Annotated in this window: 21 protein-coding genes; 8 read left to right on the forward strand and 13 right to left on the reverse strand. The window is 67.2% G+C overall.

Annotated elements, in window-relative coordinates; all coding sequences use genetic code 11:
- Nucleotides 1-3 precede the first annotated feature (3 nt).
- Nucleotides 4-609, forward strand: coding sequence for a hypothetical protein (locus FNV62_RS00905; protein ID WP_143611855.1), 606 nt, complete (start codon nucleotides 4-6; stop codon nucleotides 607-609).
- 209 nt (nucleotides 610-818) lie between these two features.
- Nucleotides 819-1,316: a GNAT family N-acetyltransferase gene (locus FNV62_RS00910; RefSeq protein WP_097288503.1), complete on the forward strand. Its 498-nt coding sequence runs from the start codon at nucleotides 819-821 to the stop codon at nucleotides 1,314-1,316.
- 81 nt (nucleotides 1,317-1,397) lie between these two features.
- Here the strand turns inward: FNV62_RS00910 and FNV62_RS00915 are convergent, their stop codons facing one another.
- The 4 genes from FNV62_RS00915 to FNV62_RS00930 form a co-directional block, all read right to left on the reverse strand.
- Nucleotides 1,398-1,772 (reverse strand): GNAT family N-acetyltransferase, encoded by a 375-nt coding sequence (locus FNV62_RS00915; RefSeq protein WP_313904988.1) that lies wholly within the window; start codon nucleotides 1,770-1,772, stop codon nucleotides 1,398-1,400.
- Between the two features lie 459 nt (nucleotides 1,773-2,231).
- Entirely contained in the window at nucleotides 2,232-2,609 is a 378-nt protein-coding gene (locus FNV62_RS00920) for a DUF1707 domain-containing protein (RefSeq protein ID WP_205522428.1), read from the reverse strand.
- Between the two features lie 9 nt (nucleotides 2,610-2,618).
- Complete coding sequence (locus tag FNV62_RS00925) at nucleotides 2,619-3,188, reverse strand: winged helix-turn-helix domain-containing protein (RefSeq protein ID WP_143611857.1); 570 nt, start codon at nucleotides 3,186-3,188, stop codon at nucleotides 2,619-2,621.
- Nucleotides 3,189-3,736: 548 nt separating this feature from the next.
- Complete coding sequence (locus tag FNV62_RS00930; RefSeq protein ID WP_143611858.1) at nucleotides 3,737-4,333, reverse strand: TetR/AcrR family transcriptional regulator; 597 nt, start codon at nucleotides 4,331-4,333, stop codon at nucleotides 3,737-3,739.
- Nucleotides 4,334-4,397: 64 nt separating this feature from the next.
- Between FNV62_RS00930 and FNV62_RS00935 the strand changes: the two genes are divergently transcribed.
- Together FNV62_RS00935 and FNV62_RS00940 are read left to right on the forward strand one after the other, a co-directional pair.
- Nucleotides 4,398-5,285: an NAD(P)H-binding protein gene (locus FNV62_RS00935; protein ID WP_225900071.1), complete on the forward strand. Its 888-nt coding sequence runs from the start codon at nucleotides 4,398-4,400 to the stop codon at nucleotides 5,283-5,285.
- Between the two features lie 225 nt (nucleotides 5,286-5,510).
- A complete protein-coding gene (locus FNV62_RS00940; protein ID WP_144314448.1) occupies nucleotides 5,511-6,899 on the forward strand; it encodes an IS1380 family transposase in 1,389 nt (462 codons plus the stop codon).
- Nucleotides 6,900-7,040: 141 nt separating this feature from the next.
- On the opposite strand, the gene FNV62_RS00945 is transcribed toward FNV62_RS00940, so the two are convergent.
- Both FNV62_RS00945 and FNV62_RS57845 read right to left on the reverse strand, forming a co-directional pair.
- Complete coding sequence (locus FNV62_RS00945) at nucleotides 7,041-7,466, reverse strand: helix-turn-helix domain-containing protein (RefSeq protein ID WP_164657582.1); 426 nt, start codon at nucleotides 7,464-7,466, stop codon at nucleotides 7,041-7,043.
- 99 nt (nucleotides 7,467-7,565) lie between these two features.
- Nucleotides 7,566-7,703 carry a DUF6234 family protein gene (locus FNV62_RS57845; RefSeq protein ID WP_225900789.1) on the reverse strand — a complete coding sequence of 46 codons (138 nt, stop codon included), beginning with the start codon at nucleotides 7,701-7,703 and terminating at the stop codon, nucleotides 7,566-7,568.
- Between the two features lie 53 nt (nucleotides 7,704-7,756).
- Here FNV62_RS57845 and FNV62_RS00950 point away from each other — a divergent pair.
- A protein-coding gene (locus FNV62_RS00950; protein ID WP_225900790.1) for an IS5 family transposase occupies nucleotides 7,757-8,586 on the forward strand; the annotation gives its coding sequence in 2 pieces (ribosomal slippage) (nucleotides 7,757-8,096 and nucleotides 8,096-8,586; 831 coding nt in all).
- A gap of 73 nt (nucleotides 8,587-8,659) precedes the next feature.
- Nucleotides 8,660-9,540 (forward strand): IS5 family transposase gene (locus FNV62_RS00955; protein ID WP_143651899.1). Its coding sequence is split into 2 segments (ribosomal slippage): nucleotides 8,660-9,023 and nucleotides 9,023-9,540, totalling 882 coding nucleotides; the frame shifts between segments, so codons are not numbered across the junction.
- 11 nt (nucleotides 9,541-9,551) lie between these two features.
- Here FNV62_RS00955 and FNV62_RS00960 read toward each other — a convergent pair.
- The 6 genes from FNV62_RS00960 to FNV62_RS56880 all read right to left on the reverse strand — a co-directional run bounded on the left by FNV62_RS00960 (nucleotide 9,552) and on the right by FNV62_RS56880 (nucleotide 12,934).
- Nucleotides 9,552-10,100 (reverse strand): hypothetical protein, encoded by a 549-nt coding sequence (locus FNV62_RS00960; protein ID WP_143611860.1) that lies wholly within the window; start codon nucleotides 10,098-10,100, stop codon nucleotides 9,552-9,554.
- A complete protein-coding gene (locus FNV62_RS00965) occupies nucleotides 10,091-10,432 on the reverse strand; it encodes a DUF6234 family protein (RefSeq protein ID WP_143611861.1) in 342 nt (113 codons plus the stop codon). Before FNV62_RS00965 ends, FNV62_RS00960 begins: the two co-directional genes overlap by 10 nt.
- Before the next feature lie 152 nt (nucleotides 10,433-10,584).
- Complete coding sequence (locus FNV62_RS56870) at nucleotides 10,585-10,719, reverse strand: hypothetical protein (protein ID WP_258320946.1); 135 nt, start codon at nucleotides 10,717-10,719, stop codon at nucleotides 10,585-10,587.
- Between the two features lie 82 nt (nucleotides 10,720-10,801).
- The gene (locus FNV62_RS56875; protein ID WP_260690978.1) at nucleotides 10,802-10,927 is read right to left on the reverse strand and encodes a hypothetical protein; all 126 of its coding nucleotides are present in this window, start codon (nucleotides 10,925-10,927) and stop codon (nucleotides 10,802-10,804) included.
- 79 nt (nucleotides 10,928-11,006) lie between these two features.
- Nucleotides 11,007-12,596 (reverse strand): PQQ-binding-like beta-propeller repeat protein, encoded by a 1,590-nt coding sequence (locus FNV62_RS00970; RefSeq protein WP_144314450.1) that lies wholly within the window; start codon nucleotides 12,594-12,596, stop codon nucleotides 11,007-11,009.
- Nucleotides 12,597-12,799: 203 nt separating this feature from the next.
- A complete protein-coding gene (locus FNV62_RS56880) occupies nucleotides 12,800-12,934 on the reverse strand; it encodes a hypothetical protein (protein WP_257040602.1) in 135 nt (44 codons plus the stop codon).
- Nucleotides 12,935-13,075: 141 nt separating this feature from the next.
- On the opposite strand from FNV62_RS56880, the gene FNV62_RS00975 reads away from it, so the two are divergent.
- Both FNV62_RS00975 and FNV62_RS00980 read left to right on the forward strand, forming a co-directional pair.
- A complete protein-coding gene (locus FNV62_RS00975; RefSeq protein ID WP_143611863.1) occupies nucleotides 13,076-13,654 on the forward strand; it encodes an RNA polymerase sigma factor in 579 nt (192 codons plus the stop codon).
- A 133-nt stretch (nucleotides 13,655-13,787) separates the two neighbouring features.
- Complete coding sequence (locus FNV62_RS00980) at nucleotides 13,788-14,006, forward strand: hypothetical protein (RefSeq protein WP_097288494.1); 219 nt, start codon at nucleotides 13,788-13,790, stop codon at nucleotides 14,004-14,006.
- Between the two features lie 458 nt (nucleotides 14,007-14,464).
- Here FNV62_RS00980 and FNV62_RS00985 read toward each other — a convergent pair whose 3' ends face one another.
- Nucleotides 14,465-15,208 (reverse strand): hypothetical protein, encoded by a 744-nt coding sequence (locus tag FNV62_RS00985; protein WP_143611864.1) that lies wholly within the window; start codon nucleotides 15,206-15,208, stop codon nucleotides 14,465-14,467.
- Between the last annotated feature and the right edge of the window lie 1,053 nt (nucleotides 15,209-16,261).

Genomic DNA, 16,261 nt, shown 5'->3' on the forward strand with positions numbered 1-16,261 from the left:
GACTTGCCCCAAGAGGCGGAACACTGGCTCCGCGCAGCGGCCGAGGACGACGGGGAGCAGTGGGTCGAGCCATTCGACCCGGCCGAGATCGATACTGGCCTCGGTCCGCGGCATCAGGCATGCCTTGATCTCGTGGCTCTGTTGGCCGCGCAGAGCCGCTTCGAGGAGGCAAACCAGTGGCGCGACCGAGCGAAGCGCGTCCTTGAGTGGGAGGCGAACGTAAATCGCGCCTTCTTCAGGCGATCGGCCACGGGAACGGTGGAGACTGCCGTGGTCGCGACCGCTGTCATCCGCTTCGTGCAGGCCCTGATGTCCAAAGCTGCCGAGGACGCGTACGGGCAGGCCCGTGCGCTGGTCCAACGCATGCTCCGCCGGTCCCCCTCCCAGAGCGAGGCCAGCAACGGGGCGACGCAGCTCATCGCGGACGACCCCGACGCACACATCACCTCGTGCTTGTGGTCAGACGTCACGGATGAGGCCTTGCGGGCACTGACTTCTCTTAATCTCGACGAGCTGACCGCCCAGCGGCCTGACCGTGGCCGGATCCGCCTGGTCTGGAACCCAGCCAATTCAAGGTGGCAGGTCCGCGGCGACCAGCGAGACCAGTAAGGGATCGCCCGCTGTCCGGCAAGCGCTCGGTGCCACGATGTGGCGTCGGCTAGTGCCGTGACCGGATAGGTTCACCGAGGGCTCATGGTCTGCGGGTGCGTGAGTCACCGCTGCTCCCCGGCTTCGGCTGGTCACAGGGCTGAGCGACCTCGTTTGCATGGTTGTAATCAACTTGCTGTCCGCCCCGGCGGGCGGGCAGGGTCTGGATCATGCTTGAACTACGCACTTTGGAATCAGACGACTGGCCCCTTTGGCGGGAGTTGCGACTGGCCGCGCTTGCTGAGGCGCCCTATGCGTTTGGATCGACGCTGGCCCAGTGGCAGGGCTCCGGCGACCGAGAGGAACGCTGGCGTGCTCGTCTGTCGATTCCTGGCGCGCACGATCTCGTCGCGCTCCTCGACGGCCTTCCGGTGGGCATGGCCAGCGGAGTGCCGGGCGAGGAAGCAGAGAACGTGGAGTTGATCTCGATGTGGGTCAACCCAACGGCTCGGGGCAAGGGCGTAGGCGACTACCTGATCCAGGCGGTCGAGCGGTGGGGGGCGGAGCGCGGCGCCACGACCTTGCGGTTGTCCGTCATGCCGGACAACCGCAAGGCGACCGCGCTCTATGAGCGGCACGGTTTCACGGACACGGGTGAGCCCGGCGATCTTCTGCCCGATGGCGTTGGCAGGGAGCGGGTCATGGCGAAGAGCCTGGCCGCTGTCTGATCTCCACATCCGGGCATGGCGGGATCCCTCACTGGGTCAGGCTGCGGACGCCCTCTGCGGACGGCCGCGTGACCGATCTTCTCAGCGGGGGTCCTGCTCGTGAGGCTGCCAGGTGTAGCGGACGTCCGGCTCATGTTCCTCGTTGCGCAGTCCGTCGGTGTGCTCGACTGCGATGAAGCCGTGCCGCTCGTAGAACCGTTGGGCTGGTCCGTTGACCTGGAACGTCCACAGTCCCAGTCCATCGGGCCGCTGCTGCTTGGCCAAGTCCATGAACCGGTCGCCTACACCCCGGGCGCGCCAGGACGGATCGAGGTAGAGCTGTTCGAGTTCCTCTCCGTCGAGTACCAGAAGTCCGATCACGGAGCCCTCGGCGACGGCTACCCAGGTCTCGCACTGCGGCACGACCACGTAGGAAAACCAGCTCCGCACCTCGTCGTCGCCGTGCGCGCGGCGCACGGTTGGCAGCGCAGCGGTGAAGGAACGCAGCCAAACGTCGGCAATGTCGGCCGCATCAGAGTCACCCGCACGCCGAAACACAAGCTCAGTACTGTTCACAGCGCGCGACTATCACAGATGAGTGATCTTGGCGCATCCGGATTTCGAGAGCGTCGTCCTCCCGGCGAACCTAATCCGTAGTCAAGGGCATCCCGATGGAGCGCAAGCTCTGGGGATGTTCGAGCAGAGGGCTGCGATGCCTCCGGTGAACCGGGTCTGCTGAGACCTCCGCACAGAGCGGCGCGCTGTCCTCTTACTCATGGTGGTGGCAGCTGCGCGGGCGCCGGACACATGCGCTTTAGCACGCCGGCCTGACGTACGCCTAGTCATAGAGAGGCAGCGTCCGGCGCCTCCGCGGCGGTCACCACTGCTTCAGTGGGGACAAGCGTGTGGGCGCCGGATGGACGCATTCTGAAACGATCAGCAGAGGCCTCCATGTTCATGAGCACCTTCCAGGGCCTGCGGCCGTGGGTCCCTTCGACGTACCGAGCGTTGGGAGATGACCCAGTAGACGAGCGCCGCAGGGGGCGAGACGCACAGCAGGACGATCAGCAGGCGGGAGTCGATCGCATGAGGGGGTGACGCAGGTTTTTCCACTTCGCTCGGCAGATCCCTCAAGAGGGCATGGAGTTGCTCGCGGGTGCGCGCTTCGTAGGCCGCGACCACCCGTTCTTCAAGTTCGGGTAGTGTCAGTCGGCCAACTGCGTAGTGGTGTTGCAGCTGCGCCTCGACCCGGTCGCGTTCGGCGTCCGAGGCTCGTATCGCAGGGCTGGCGATGTGCTCCTCGCTGTCATTCATGGCGACCTCTCAGGCGCGGGGAGCGGCGTCCGGGGATGGGCGGTCTTGCAGGTCGACGACCGTGATAACCACCCGCGTCCAGACCCCTGGAGCGTCGCGGTCCCCGAATTGGGTGGCGAGCCGTTCGATGTGACCGCGCAACTCAGCGAGCGCCTCGTCGGTCAGTCGCAGCGCACCACGATGCAGGTCGACCTCCCGGCGGCCCCCAGCCTGCTTGGACCGGTAGGCAGCGTTGATGTCGGCCCGGGTGGCGTCCAGCATCGAGCCGAGGAACTCAGCCATCTCTTTGGGGTTGGCAGCATCGCTGGGGGGTTCTGTAACCGCGGGGGTATAGACCCGCTCGACCTTGCCGCGGGCCAGCGGCCGGTATTCGGCGATCTCGATCAGCCCGACCCGTTCGAGCTGATTTAGGTGGTAGTAGAGCCGGTCAGCTGGAAGGTCGACGTGGTCGGCGAGTTCGCGTGCGGACTGTGGCATCTCCCACAACGCTTCCAGGAGCCGGATGCGCAGGGGATCGGCGAGCGCCTTGTGCACGCCGTGCCACCGCCGGGGCGATGCACCGGAGCCCTGTGTGCTCATCGATCCCCCTCATTGCACAGATCTTCACTAGTTGGAAACTTCTACAACCAACAGGATAGCGCGGCCAGTTGGAGCTGTTGGCGTCCAGCGGGGGCGAGGGGATTCCCTCCCGGACGCGAAGCCGGCGATGCTTGGGCGACCGCGTCAGCCGGCCGCGGCTTGCTGGGCTTGCGCCTTGCTGCCTGCGTGGCTCCGGCCACTGGCCGTCCAGCGCCCTCCGCACGGTCCGCCAGGTGACGTTGTACTTGCGCTGCAAAGCCCGCTGCGACATGCCACCGCGGTGGTCACGGCGGATCGCGGCATATAGATCGACCTTCGACTGCGACTCCCCGTGCGACCCCTGCGGCACAGTCACACTCCGTCGACCCAGCGCAAGCCCCTGGGTGGCGTCAAAACAAACCGACATCGCAAACTCGGTCAGAAGGTGAGTCCCACAGCCACCTTGAAACGACTCCCACGCTGAGATACAAAGCCAAGCACCGGGTCAGCGAGCCCGTGGCAACGCGTGCACCGGTCCCGGAGCCTTCTTCGACCGGGAGTTTCATCTGTCACTGCAGTTGGTTGAATGCCTGGTCGGCATCGGCTACGGCCTCGGGGTGGACGTCGTGGGCGGTTCGACCGTCGGTGATCTTCTGCCAGTTGGTCCGGGCGAGCACCCGTTGGACCGCGAGTACTTGGGCGGCTCGCAGGCGTGCCTGGATGCCTTCGCCGAGGGCGTCCGCCAGTTCCTCCTCGTCCTCGAGCTGGTACCGCGTGAGCCGTCCCGCCAGGCTCGGCGTGGTGAACACCAGCCGATGGAACGCCACCACCTCGGGATGGTCGTTGAGGCCGGTGACGGGGTCGTACCGATCGAGGCCGGCCCGGAAGTGCCGGTGCAGCGACGCCACCGGCTTGATGCCGGACATGCGGTCACGTATGACGCGTGCCGCCTCGCCCTGGTGGTCCGCAAACCGGTGCAGCACCAGGTCTTCCTTGGCGGGGAAGTACCGGAAGAGGGTCGGCTTGGAGATCTCGGCCGCTGCGGCGATGTCGTTGACCGAGACGCGGTCGAAGCCGCGCTCCAGGAACAGCGAGACGGCCGCGTCGCCTATGGCGTCGCGCGTCCGCTCCTTCTTGCGGGCCCGCAGTCCCGCCGACTCGCTCATCTGAACCACCGTAACATTCGTAACCAGGTTGCATTTTTAACCAAGTAACGTTTTGATGGGCGGTATGAATCAGACAGACACTCCTCCCGTGCTCGTCACCGGGGCGACGGGCCGGGTCGGCCGCGTCGTCATCGACCAACTCCTCGACGCGGGCGTGCCGGTCCGCGCCCTCACCCATCGCTCCGAGGCGGCGGCGACGCTGCCGGCGAAGGTCGAGGTCTTCACCGGCGACCTCACCGTGCCCGAGTCGCTCGACCCGGCATTGGATGGCGCCGGTGCGGTCTTCCTCGTCTGGACCGCCCCGCCTCAGACCTCCGCGGCAGTCGTCGAGCGGCTGGCAGCCCACGTGCGGCGGGTCGTCTTCCTCTCCTCCCCGCACCAGACGCCGCACCCTTTCTTCCAGCAGCCCAATCCCATGGCGGTGCTGCACGCCGACATCGAGCGGCTCATCGCGGCCACCGGACTCGAGTCGACGATCATCCGGCCGGGGATGTTCGCGTCGAACTCGCTGGCCTGGTGGGTGCCCGCGATCCGGTCCGGCGAGGTCCTCCGGTGGCCTTACGGTGCTGCCGAGACGGCACCGGTCGACGACCGGGATGTCGCAGCCGTGGCGGCGCGGACGCTCTATCAGGACGGATACGCCGGAGGCGACTACGTCCTTACGGGCCCCGAATCGCTGACCCAAGCCGCGCAGGTGGACGTCATCGGGGACGCCCTGGGGCGCCGGATCGCATTCGAGGAGATGACGCCGGACGAGTTCCGAAGCCTGTCGGAGGGTACGGCGCCCAGCTCGGTCGTCGACATGCTGCTCGCCGCGTGGAGCGCGGCGGTCGGGCAGCCGGCGTACATCACTACCGCGGTGGCCGACATCCTCGGGACGGCGCCGCGAACGTTTCGCCAGTGGGCCGCCGATCACGCCGCCGCGTTCACGGAGAGTTCGGAGGGTTCGTAACCTCGTCGACCGCGTCCTGCGCCCCCGGCCGCAGCCCTCAGTCCGCCGTCGCCCCGGCCACCACCCTCGGGATGTGCCGGGCGCGTGGGCGCGTGAGGCTCAGCCTGGATCCACCGGCTTGATGTCTGTGGACAGTTTCTCGGGGAACGAAGAAGTGCCTTGTGACCTGCGATGATGGGGTTTCTCTAGGACCACATCAGGCGCGATCAGCAAGGCACTTCCGAGATGCAATCTTCCCATGCCGCAGCGGCGGTCTCATCCGCGTTCGACGACCCGAACCTAATCGCGTACGGCGGCCTGGAGCCGGTGGTGCGGTTGGCCGAGCGGTGCGGTCTGCCCGCACTGGTCGGGGAGTACATCCGTCTGCCGGCCTCGAAGGACGGCACCGGTGCCTTCCCCGCGGCGAAAGTGATGTCGCTGGTGGGCGGCATGGTCGCGGGCGCCGACAGCATCGATGACATGCACCGGCTACGGCACGGCGCGATGGGCCGCCTGTTCTCCGGTGTGCGGGCCCCGTCCACGCTGGGGTCGTTTCTGCGTTCCTTCACGCACGGGCATGTGAAGCAATTGCACGCCGTGGCCCGCCGGTTCCTTCCCGAACTGGCCCGTCACGCCCCGCTGCTGCCCGGCGCGGACCAGGTCGCCTACGTGGACATCGATGACACCATCCGCCGCACCTACGGCTACGCCAAGCAGGGCACCGGTTACGGATACAGCAAGGTCAAGGGCCTGAACGCGCTGCTCGGCATCGTCTCCACACCCCTGGCCGCCCCGGTGATCGCCGCCACGAGGCTGCGCAAGGGACCATCGAACTCCGCGCGCGGGGCGGCAGCGTTCGTCGCCGAGACCATCCGCACCGCCCGCGCCTGCGGCGCGAATGGCCTGCTGGTGATGCGCGCGGACTCGGCGTTCTACGGCGCCGATGTCGTCAACTCCTGCCGGGCGCTGGGCGCGCGGTTCTCCATCACCGTGCGGATGAACGCTTCCGTCAAGGCCGCCATCGCCCGCATCGATGAGGACGCCTGGATGCCGATCAAGTACCCCAAGGCGGTCTGGGACGAGGAGGGCCAGTGCTGGATCTCCGACGCCGAGATAGCCGAGACCGGCTACACCGCCTTCACTTCCAAGCCGAAGAAGCAGCAGGTCACCGCCCGTCTGATCGTGCGCCGCGTCAAACGCCTGAGCACTGGCACCGTCCCCGCCGGACAGGGCACGCTGTTTGACACCTGGCGCTACCACGCCGCGTTCACCGACTCCCCGCTCTCCTTGAACGATGCCGAGCGTGATCACCGACGGCACGCTGTCGTCGAGCAGGTGATCGCGGATGTCAAGAACAGCGCCTTCGCCCACGCACCCTCCGGGCATTTCCAGGCCAATGCCGCGTGGCTCGCCCTGGCCGCCCTGGCGCACAACCTGACCCGCGCCGCTGGCGCACTGGCCGGCACGTTCCATGCCAGAGCGACCACCGCCACCATCCGTGACCACCTGATCAACGTGCCCGCCCGCCTGGCCCGCTCCGCCCGCCGCCTCACCCTGCACCTGCCCGAACGCTGGCCCTGGAGCACGGACTTCACCCAGCTCTTCAGCATCGTGCACGCGCCACCAGCCCCCTGACACTCCCCGACCGACCTGCCCGAAAGGGCCCGAGAACTGCGGAAAAGTGGAAAGGCTGGGCAGACCAGCGGCCGCCCCACGCCCGAATCCGCAACTCAGCCCCGACACGCCCTGCACGACCCCGAACCGATCACACCACAATCAAGCCGGTGGATCCGGGCTCAGGCGGCCGACGATCCTCAGCGTGATGTGCTCAGCTTCGGCGTAGGCGAATACGTCCTCGAGCGTGCGCAGCCGCACCCCAGGCCGGTCCGGGACGGCGAACCCGCGCGCGGCGAGCAGCGGACGCATCTCGCAGATCGCCCGGCTGATGGTGGCCGAGCCCACCTCGTAGATCACCCCCAGGGCCTCGTAGGTGAGTCCGGTTCGTAGGTGGACCAGCGTCGCCAGCAGCCGGTCGACGAAGACCAGCCCGTACTTCGGGCCATCCCCGGCCTCACGCAGGCGGACACCCCCGCGACGTTCGTGCCGTGCGGACTCGCACCGCGCCTCGCACCGCGCCCCGAGTTCGGCGGCCAATTCACCGAGGTGTGGGCCCGAGATGCCGCAGAAGGCAGGATGAGACATGGCCGCACGGGCCTGATTGGTCATCACAACTCAGAGAACTCGTGCCGCCTCCGCCATTTCCCCACCCGTGACGGAGATCATCAATCGCAGGTCAGCCCGTTAGGATCCGCCGCATTCGCTGTTGTCGCCGCCGGACCGGCACAGCGCGCCCGGGTTGATGGAGGGAGAGGCAGGGGCGGGCTGTGGGTGCGCTTTGCGGTCTGCGTCGTGTATTCCAGTGATGGCCACGAGTACCAGGACTAGGCCCTGTCGTCAAATGATGATCTTGAGTGGTGGATCATGGTCGGGTGATACGTCGTCATGAACTGTCCGATGCCGAGTGGGAGTTCGTCCGGCCGTTGCTGCCCGCGTCCTTGCGGGGCCGCAAGCGGTTGGACGACCGAAGGGTCCTCAACGGGATCGTGTGGAAGTTCCGCACCGGCACGGCCTGGCGGGATGTGCCCGAGCGGTACGGATCGTGGGCCACGCTGCACACCCGTTTCCGCCGGTGGGCCAAGGACGGCACCTTCGAGCGGATGCTGCGGGCCGCGCAGGCCAAGGCGGACGCGGCCGGGGACATCGACTGGCTGGTGTCGGTCGACTCCACCGTCGTGCGGGCCCACCAGCACGCGGCCGGGGCCCGAAAAGGGGGCTCTGCCCGCCGGCACTCGGACGCTCGCGGGGTGGCCTGACCAGCAAGATCCACCTTGCCTGCGATGGGCTCGGCCGCCCGCTGGCCTTCACCCTCACGGGCGGGAACACCAACGACTGCACGCAGTTCACCGCCGTGATGGAAGCGATCCGGGTGCCCCGTCTCGGGCCGGGACGGCCCCGGGTGCGGCCCGCCCACGTCCTCGGCGACAAGGGCTACGGCTCCCGCGCGATACGGACCTGGCTGCGACACCGAGACATCCCGCACACCATCCCCGAGCGGGCGGACCAAGTCCGCAACCGGCTCCGGCGCGGCAGCCGGGGCGGGCGTCCGCCGGCCTTCGACAAGCAGGTCTACAAGCGGCGCAACGTCGTGGAACGCTGCTTCAACCGCCTCAAGCAATGGCGCGGCATCGCGACCCGCTACGACAAGACCGCCGAGTCCTACCAAGCAGCCGTCACCCTCGCCTCGCTCCTGATGTGGGCGTGACATTTGACGACAACTCCTAGGGCCTGTCCGGCGGATCTTGTGACCGCATCGCGCCCGGATCGTTGGCATGTCCATGGGGCGGGGTGATCTGACGAACGCGGAGTGGGCCCGGCTGAAGCCGCACCTGCCCAAGCACGGTCAGCGGGGCGGGCGTTGGGCCAGCCATCGCAGGATCATCAACGGGATCCTGTTCCGGCAGCGCACCGGGGTGCCGTGGCGGGACCTGCCTGCGCGGTTCGGCCCGTGGAAGACCGTATACGAGCGACATCGGCGCTGGTCAGCAGACGGCACATGGGACAAGATCTTTGCGGCTGTCCTGGCCGACGCCGATGCCGCAGGCCGCGTCGACTGGTCGATGGTGTCCGTCGATTCCACTTCCTGCCGTGCCCACCAGCACGCCGCCGGAGCCCGCAGGAGAGGGCCACGGGTTCCGGGAAAAGGCGCACGCCCCGGCACCACCGTCCCGACGAGGGACTCGGACGCTCCCGGGGCGGCCTGACCAGCAAGATCCACCTTGCCGGTGAAGGCGGCTGCCGCCCTCTGGCCCTGCTGCTCACGCCGGGGCAGTGGGGCGACGCCCCGCAGTTCATTCCCATCCTGGAACGCATCCGAGTCCGTCGCCCTGGTGGTGGGCATCCCCGAACCCGCCCGGACCATCTCGGCGGCGACAAGGCATATTCCTCTCGCCGTAACCGTCGCTACCTGCGCCGACGTCAGATCAAGCACACCATCCCCGAGCCGAAAGACCAGCGGGCCCACCGCACAAGACGCGGCAGCCGCGGTGGTCGGCCCGCCGGTTTCGACAAGACGATGTACAAGCGCAGGAACGAAGTGGAGCGGACGATCAACGCGTTGAAGAACTTCCGCGCCGTGGCCACGAGGTTCGACAAACGCGCCTATGTCTTCTACGGCAGCGTCACCGTCGCCGCGATCCGGCTCTGGCTCAGGCCGTGATCAGCCAGTGCTCAGCAAAGTGACCACGCCTCCCTCGGAAGCCAGTGGGACAGGTCGTCCATCGCTTCGAGCGGTACGAACACCGGTCGAGTGAGCAGGTGGTCGCCGGCTCGCTGCACATCGATTACAACCCCCAGTGCTTCCGACCCGGGTACGCCTGCGTCCAAATAGGTGAGCTCGCCATGGGGTTCGCGCCCCTCGGCCCGGTCGATCATCCACTGCTCAAGCGTCGAGGGAACTCGCCCCACCAGTGGCATGTCGTCTGCAACGACCTGAGGCCCGTGCAGCGCGTCGACGACAACGGCTGCCAGCCGTTCTTCCCGGTAGTACAGCTTCAGGCCGAACTTCGGGTAACTGCCCTCCACGACCATGGACACGGCGTCGAGCGCGGGCTGGTGCAGTGTGTGCCGCTGGGATTCCGTCGTGATGCTGCTCAGCGCCATCGACACCTCATCGGGGCTCACGCCGAAACGTAGCGGCCCCACGGCCACGAATGGATCCAGCGACCACTGCTGCCGCTCGCTGTCCGGCAACACATCCCACCAGTTGATCATGGCCATGAAGAGTACGGCAGCCACAAGATCCGCCGGACAGGCCCTAGTCCGGCGAGGACTTGGACGCCGCTGCTGATGATCGCGCGGGCCATGAACAAAAGGAACGCGGAGACCAGGACGATGCCGCCGACCACGGCTACGTAGGCGAAGGGGCGGGTGAGGGAGACGGACGAGTTGTCGGCTGCGGGGTCGAACATCATGTATCCCGCGGCGTCGAGTCCGAATACGAACGCGATGAGGGGGGCGATGACGTCGATCACGAGGAGGCCGATGGCGAGTGCGATGTCTGCGGCCGTGTGCAACCACTCGCGCCGCTGCGGCTGCAGAGGATTGGTCACCCCTGTATAGCGGGGGTGGTGAGTCGGCCACGGCGGGGTGTTGGGGGGAGGCGGCGTGGTCATGGGCCTAGCGTCTCTCAGAAGCGGACCGGGGGCCTGAGTAGAAGTACTCAGGCCCCCGGCAGGCGGTCAGTGCGGGAGCGGCGCAGCGGTCAGCTTCCACGCCTGGCACCCTTGCGGCCGCCCTCGATGTCGTAGGTGACGGTGGCGTCCGAGGAGTACCACAGGCCCTTGTCAAGCGTGGCGGACGGAGCCGTGCACGTCCGCACTTCGACCTGCTGAATCACCCACCAGCCAAAACCCCAGGCCAGCACACCCAAGAATCAATCGCGGGAAAGCCCGTAACGTCCAGGCCGCCGGTACTGCTCCTCAGCCGAGCCAGACCAGCATGGCGTGATCGGCAGAGGCCGCGGCCTGGAAGGAGACCGTCAGAGGAGTGAACGGGTCGCGGGCCCACTCCAGCGAGGCAGATGACGCGGGCAATCGACCGGTCATGATCGGCGTGCCCGCTCCGGCCGGCTCACCAGCCCATTCTGAGCCGTATCGCCAGCTCAGAGTGATTGCTCCGGCGGGGTCACCGGCGAAGTGAGCACTCCAGGATGCGGCCGTCGACGGTCCCGACGAGCAGGTGCCCTTGGGGCGCCACAGCGAGGGAAAGCGCGGTGGTCGGTGCTCCGCCGACCTCAAGCTCGGTGTGCCATCGCACCGAGCCTTTGTCGGCGTCCAGTGCCGTCAGGGCCCCGGAGTTGTAGGCCACGTAGACCGTATCTTCGTCAGCATCGAGGGCGGTGGCGGGATGATCGGTCCGGTACTGCCACTGCACCGCGCCGTTCAGGGATCGCCGTACGACGTAGGCGCCACCAGGTTGGAGCCCATGCCCATGGTGGACGGTGCCGGCGTACACCAGGGACTGCCCGATCTCGACCGCCGGACCTCCGAAGTGGTGCTCCTGCGGTACCCAGGAGTGCGGGAAGAGCCGTCGCAGTGTCCCGTCGGCGCCCACGGCCGCGATCCACTTGTCCTTGTGCGGTTTATCCAGGTCAGTGCCTACCAGGACATACGGGCGACTCGCGGACCGGACTGCAAACCCGTGATTGAACAGGTCGTAGCGGCCGACCTCCGGACCGTCCACCGTACTGTCGAGGTCGTACATCATCAGCCGTGCGGGACGCTTGCTGCCGCCGTCCATCGGCCTCAGGATCGTCCTCTGGCCGCCTGTGATGAGAACCGCGCACACGCCTGGGCTCAGGGTCTCCAGTACCTGCCCTGCGTCGATGGCGATCCTGGCGAGCCGGGGCGCGGACGTCTCCCAGTGTCTTCCCTTCCGGCGACTGCGGCGTTCGGCGTTGGCCCAGACCGAGGTTCCGTCGGAAGCCAGAACCAGCTGGCGCCCGCCTTCCTCGTCCTCGACCGCCCACTGCCGGTCTCCTGACGGCAGCCACGACTCCGCCAGGACCCCGTCCAGAGCGGCCAGCACGCGGCCGTCCTCCATGCCTTCGACGGCCCACACCCGTCGACGTCCTGACCACTGCTGACCGGCGGCGTCCGCGAGGTCCGCGAGAAGCCGGCGGGTCTCCGCGCTGTGATCCGGCTGAACGGCCGGCTCTGCGGGGGCTGCCAGCTCTTCAGCGCCGATCGCCCGCTGCTCGACCGCGCCCCAGTCTGCGCGAGTGACAACGGCCGTATGTCCCTGCTCGTGTGCGTGCGGGTTCTCCCAGTCATCGCACGGCGCCAGGACCAGACGCAGTGCCGTCTCACTGCGCCATTCGACGCTGAGCACCTCCCGCGGATGCTGCAACGCGGACACCACGTTGCGGGAGTCGAGGTGGATCAGCAGCAGTTCGCCCTCGAAGGAATAGCCGCCGTCGTAGCGGCCCGTGCCGACGGCCAACAGGGGAAGAGCGGGGTGGAAGGCGAGAGATCGTACGGGGTACCAGGACCTCACCAGATGCCGCCACCGCAACGCGTCCCGCTCATAGAAACCGATCCGGTGCCCCGTCCATCTGGAGTCCGCGGTCCCAGTGCCGTTCCACTCAACCGCCCCGAGGTCCCCACCCACAGCGACCATCCGCGAGCGATCGTCGATGACGGCCAGAGCCGGCTCTCCGATTTCAGCGAAGGGCCCGTCACTGAGCACGCGTCGGACGATCGGCACAGAGGTCATGCAGGGTCCTCCCGCCCAGGGCGGCACATGAACGACCGCCGTCCCAGGCGCGGACGGTGGCAGCTCATGATTCCCTCGCGTGGCGGCGCGCACCAATGGTTTTCATCCAGGCGGAGGCGCTCGCCGCACCGTCCGCGCCCTCTGTCATCAGCAACGGCCGTCCACGCCATCTCGGCAAAGCGGACCTGGGCGGGCCCGTCGCGCTACTTCAAGAACGCCAAGAGCAAGGTCATGACGATGACGCCGATGCCGATGGCAGTGCCGAGTTCAGGATTGCGGTATGCGGCGTAGACGGCCAGCGCGCCGAGCGCCAGCGCAAGCGCGGTTCGAGTGTCCATGCCCGTCAGGACGGTCCTGCAGCGGGAAATTTTGCGCCATCAACGTCGCGGCGGATGAAAGAAGTTGGCCCCTTGCGCGTCCTACTACCAACCAACCTCTGCGGGGTCCATCCCCGCCTGAGTCCGGTGGAAGGACGGCCCATGGCAACCAACTCAGGAGGAGCGGGTCCCGCGCGGCCACGAGACCGGCTGTCCCGTGAACAGGAGGCGAAGCTGAGCGAGGTACTGAAGGAGGTCCATCCGCGGCTTCTGACGGTGGTGATGCGAATGACGCGTGACTACCACCTGGCCCACGACGTCACCCAGGAAGCCTGTCTCGCGGTGATCCAGGAATTCCGCAGGGGCACCGTGTTCAGGAAACCGGTCATCGTGTACGCGACCGTCGTGGCCCGCAACAAGTTCCTCTCGGAACTGGGACGGATGCGGGCACAGCTGGAACGGCCCTCGGACGAGCTCCCGGAGGGCGGCAGGCCGTGGCCGGACACCACAGCTTCCTACGACATCACCGCGGGCTTGGAATACCTCGAACTGCTGGCTGCGGTGAAGGCCGCGATCCGTGACGAGCGGCAGGCGACAGTCTGGGAACTGACCCACGTCTGGGGCCTGAAGGGCATCGAGATCGCAGCGTTGCTGAAGGTCTCGTCCGCGACCGTCTCCAGGGATTTGGAGAAGGCAGAGACCAAGGCCAAGCGCATATCCGAACCGCACGCAGAGCAGTAGCTCGCCTCTCGGGGCCACGGTGGTCGCGAGAGGCGAAACCCGTGGTCCCGACTCGGGACCTACCGCTCCCGACACGAAGGGAGCGAGCTGCTTCCCACAGACGAAGAAACGGGACACGGAAAAGGGGATGCAAATGGAGCACGAGAAGCGCTCCTCTCCTCACGAGAGGATGCTGGCCTACTTGCGGGAGGGAGAGCGGCTCGTCGGGGACGCTCCACACGGGGCACCCGGCTGGGACGTGGTGTATCGCGCGCTGTCGGATGCCGCAGACCAGGCCGAAGCAGGCGTCAACGGTGAAGAATCGGCGACGCGGAACGAGACCGGACTGCACACCGGCTCGATCGTCTGGTGACGGGCCGCCGATGAAGCCTCCCGGCGCACGCGTCAGCCCACAGCCGAGCCGAACAGCCAGCACCTCGGTCACCGTGCTGTTCACCTCTGCCCGACTGTCGGGCAGGTTCAGCAACACCGCATGCAGCTGTACGGACGGCACGGGGGCCCGCCCGTAGAGCTGGATCTGCACCGCCTCGGGGGCTGGGCAGGTCATTCACCATCGCTGTGCCCTCCCCGCCAAGCATCTGTGCCTGGCGGGGAGGGCACACTGCAAGCGGCGTTGGCCCCAGAAAACAACCTGAGGGCTTCCCGCATCACAGGCCCGAGACCCGAAGAGTGGAGCACGACAAGATACGTTCTCTGCCGCCATTACCTCTCTGCCGTTTCGGCTCACGCCTGGAGCACCACCATGGCGCCTCGGCTGCCGTAAGTCGCTCCACACTTCAGGACGGTGGTGTCATAGGCCTGCCCGGTGCGCTACGGAGCCCGGTCATGGTCAAGGCCCCCGTTCACAGCCTTGCGTACGTCGCGCAGGAACGGTTCGAGACCCCGCCTGCGAAGCGCTTGCCGCCAGTTGGCCCTGGCGGCAGCCACCTCCTGGGTCATGGCTCCGTCCCCGTGGGACGGGGATACGGAAGCGTTACGCAGGGCTGTCAGCAAGAGGCTGACCATGGCCACGAGCACGGATGCCGCGGTGCCCGCGGCGAAGAGCCAGCCAGTTGTGATCAGAGATGAGGCCGCAGCAATGCGCGGGCTCGCCATGCGCAGTACGTAGCCGACAAGCAGGAAGATCGCTGCGGCGGTTCCGAGCAGCACAGGGGCGAGAACAGTTATCACTGCGGCAACCGGGGCACCAGAGGCCCGGCTTACCGTGGGCGCTTCGGGGCCATGCGCGATCCGCGCCTGTTCCCGTACCTCAAGGTAGTGCGCGTACTCGGGTGCCGCCTTCGCCACGATGGCCTCTTGGGCGGTGATCGCCATACTGCGCAGTTGCTCAGCGTTGAGGTGCTCAGTCCTCCCCGGCGGGTCCGCCTTCAGCACCTCGTCCAGGGTGCGCTCGAAGTCGGGACGGTCTTCGCCAAGCAGAATCGGCCCGGCTCCGCGGCGAGAGGAGTCCTTGGCATCTGCCGCCCCAGACGGGTATGGGACTGGCTCGTCGAGGACGGGAGTGCGTCGCGCGAGCGAGGCGATGAGTTGTTGCATAAATGAGTCAGCCACCACCTGCTGCTCCTTCTGCTGAAGCGGGACCCGAGCCGGAACCCTGATCAGAGGGAGGCTCGGAAGCGGGAACCACCGAAGTACCGGACTGCGCAGGCTGTGTGGAGTCCCCTGGAGTATCCCGTCCACGCTCGGCTCTGAGGTCCTGCTGTGCCACGGGAGCCGCATTCTGGCTTGCCCGTAGCATCTCGAGTTCCGCCAACTTGCCGCCGGCCAGTTGCTCCAGGACCTTGGGAGCAGCGATGCCGACCGCCATCACGCCCACCGGGCCGCCGGCTTGACCTGATGCTCCGAATGCTGCGGCCATGCCCACGCCCAACGCGAGTCTGAGTACAAGGGCGACCAAGTACGGCCTGAGCGGTAGCTCACCCTGAACTTTCCACGGAAGGTTTTTCACCCGCCCGATGGCGCTGTGCAGTTGATGGGCTTCGATGGCGCTGGCACCGAGAAGACCCCACACGCACGCCATCCATACCGACACAGGGATGAACACCTCCTGCCGCAGATGTGGGTTCCCCGGCCGGCCGGGCTGCGCCGTCATCCAGAATCGCAGAGTGGCCTGTGCCTTAGTGGTCGGCTCCGGAAATCTTTCGGGGGTTGACGTTGGAGTCCAAGCGGTGCTGGGCAGCTGTCAGGGTTCAACCGCCGTCGTCTCAATGGGCGGCTGATCTCAGGTCTGACGTCTCGGTGAGGTTGGACTCGGCGCAGGGGTCGCCTCAGAATGTCGCAGGTACGCTCCGCTGGTGTCGAAGAGGCAGAAGAAGTATCGCTCTGCGGCCCGCGCCGCTGGCGCGGGCATCGTGGTCGAGAAGACGCCACGGGCGGCTGTTCCGGCCGAGACAGCCCGTCGTCGCCTACACGGGGGTACTGCAGTTCTCGGCGGGGTCGTAGGGGGCGCCATCGTTGTACCTGCGCTCTTGGAGCGATGCGGGGCAATGCGCTCCGGTGCGTGGGTGCCCGCCATGTTCGCGGGGTTGGCATTGGCGCTGGGAATTCCACTCCTGTACACGACGTTTCGCCCGGTGCGTCACGGCCCTGGTTGGCAGCTTCTCACTG

The sequence above is a fragment of the Streptomyces sp. RLB3-17 genome (assembly GCF_007113425.2).
Classification (GTDB): domain Bacteria; phylum Actinomycetota; class Actinomycetes; order Streptomycetales; family Streptomycetaceae; genus Streptomyces; species Streptomyces mirabilis_D.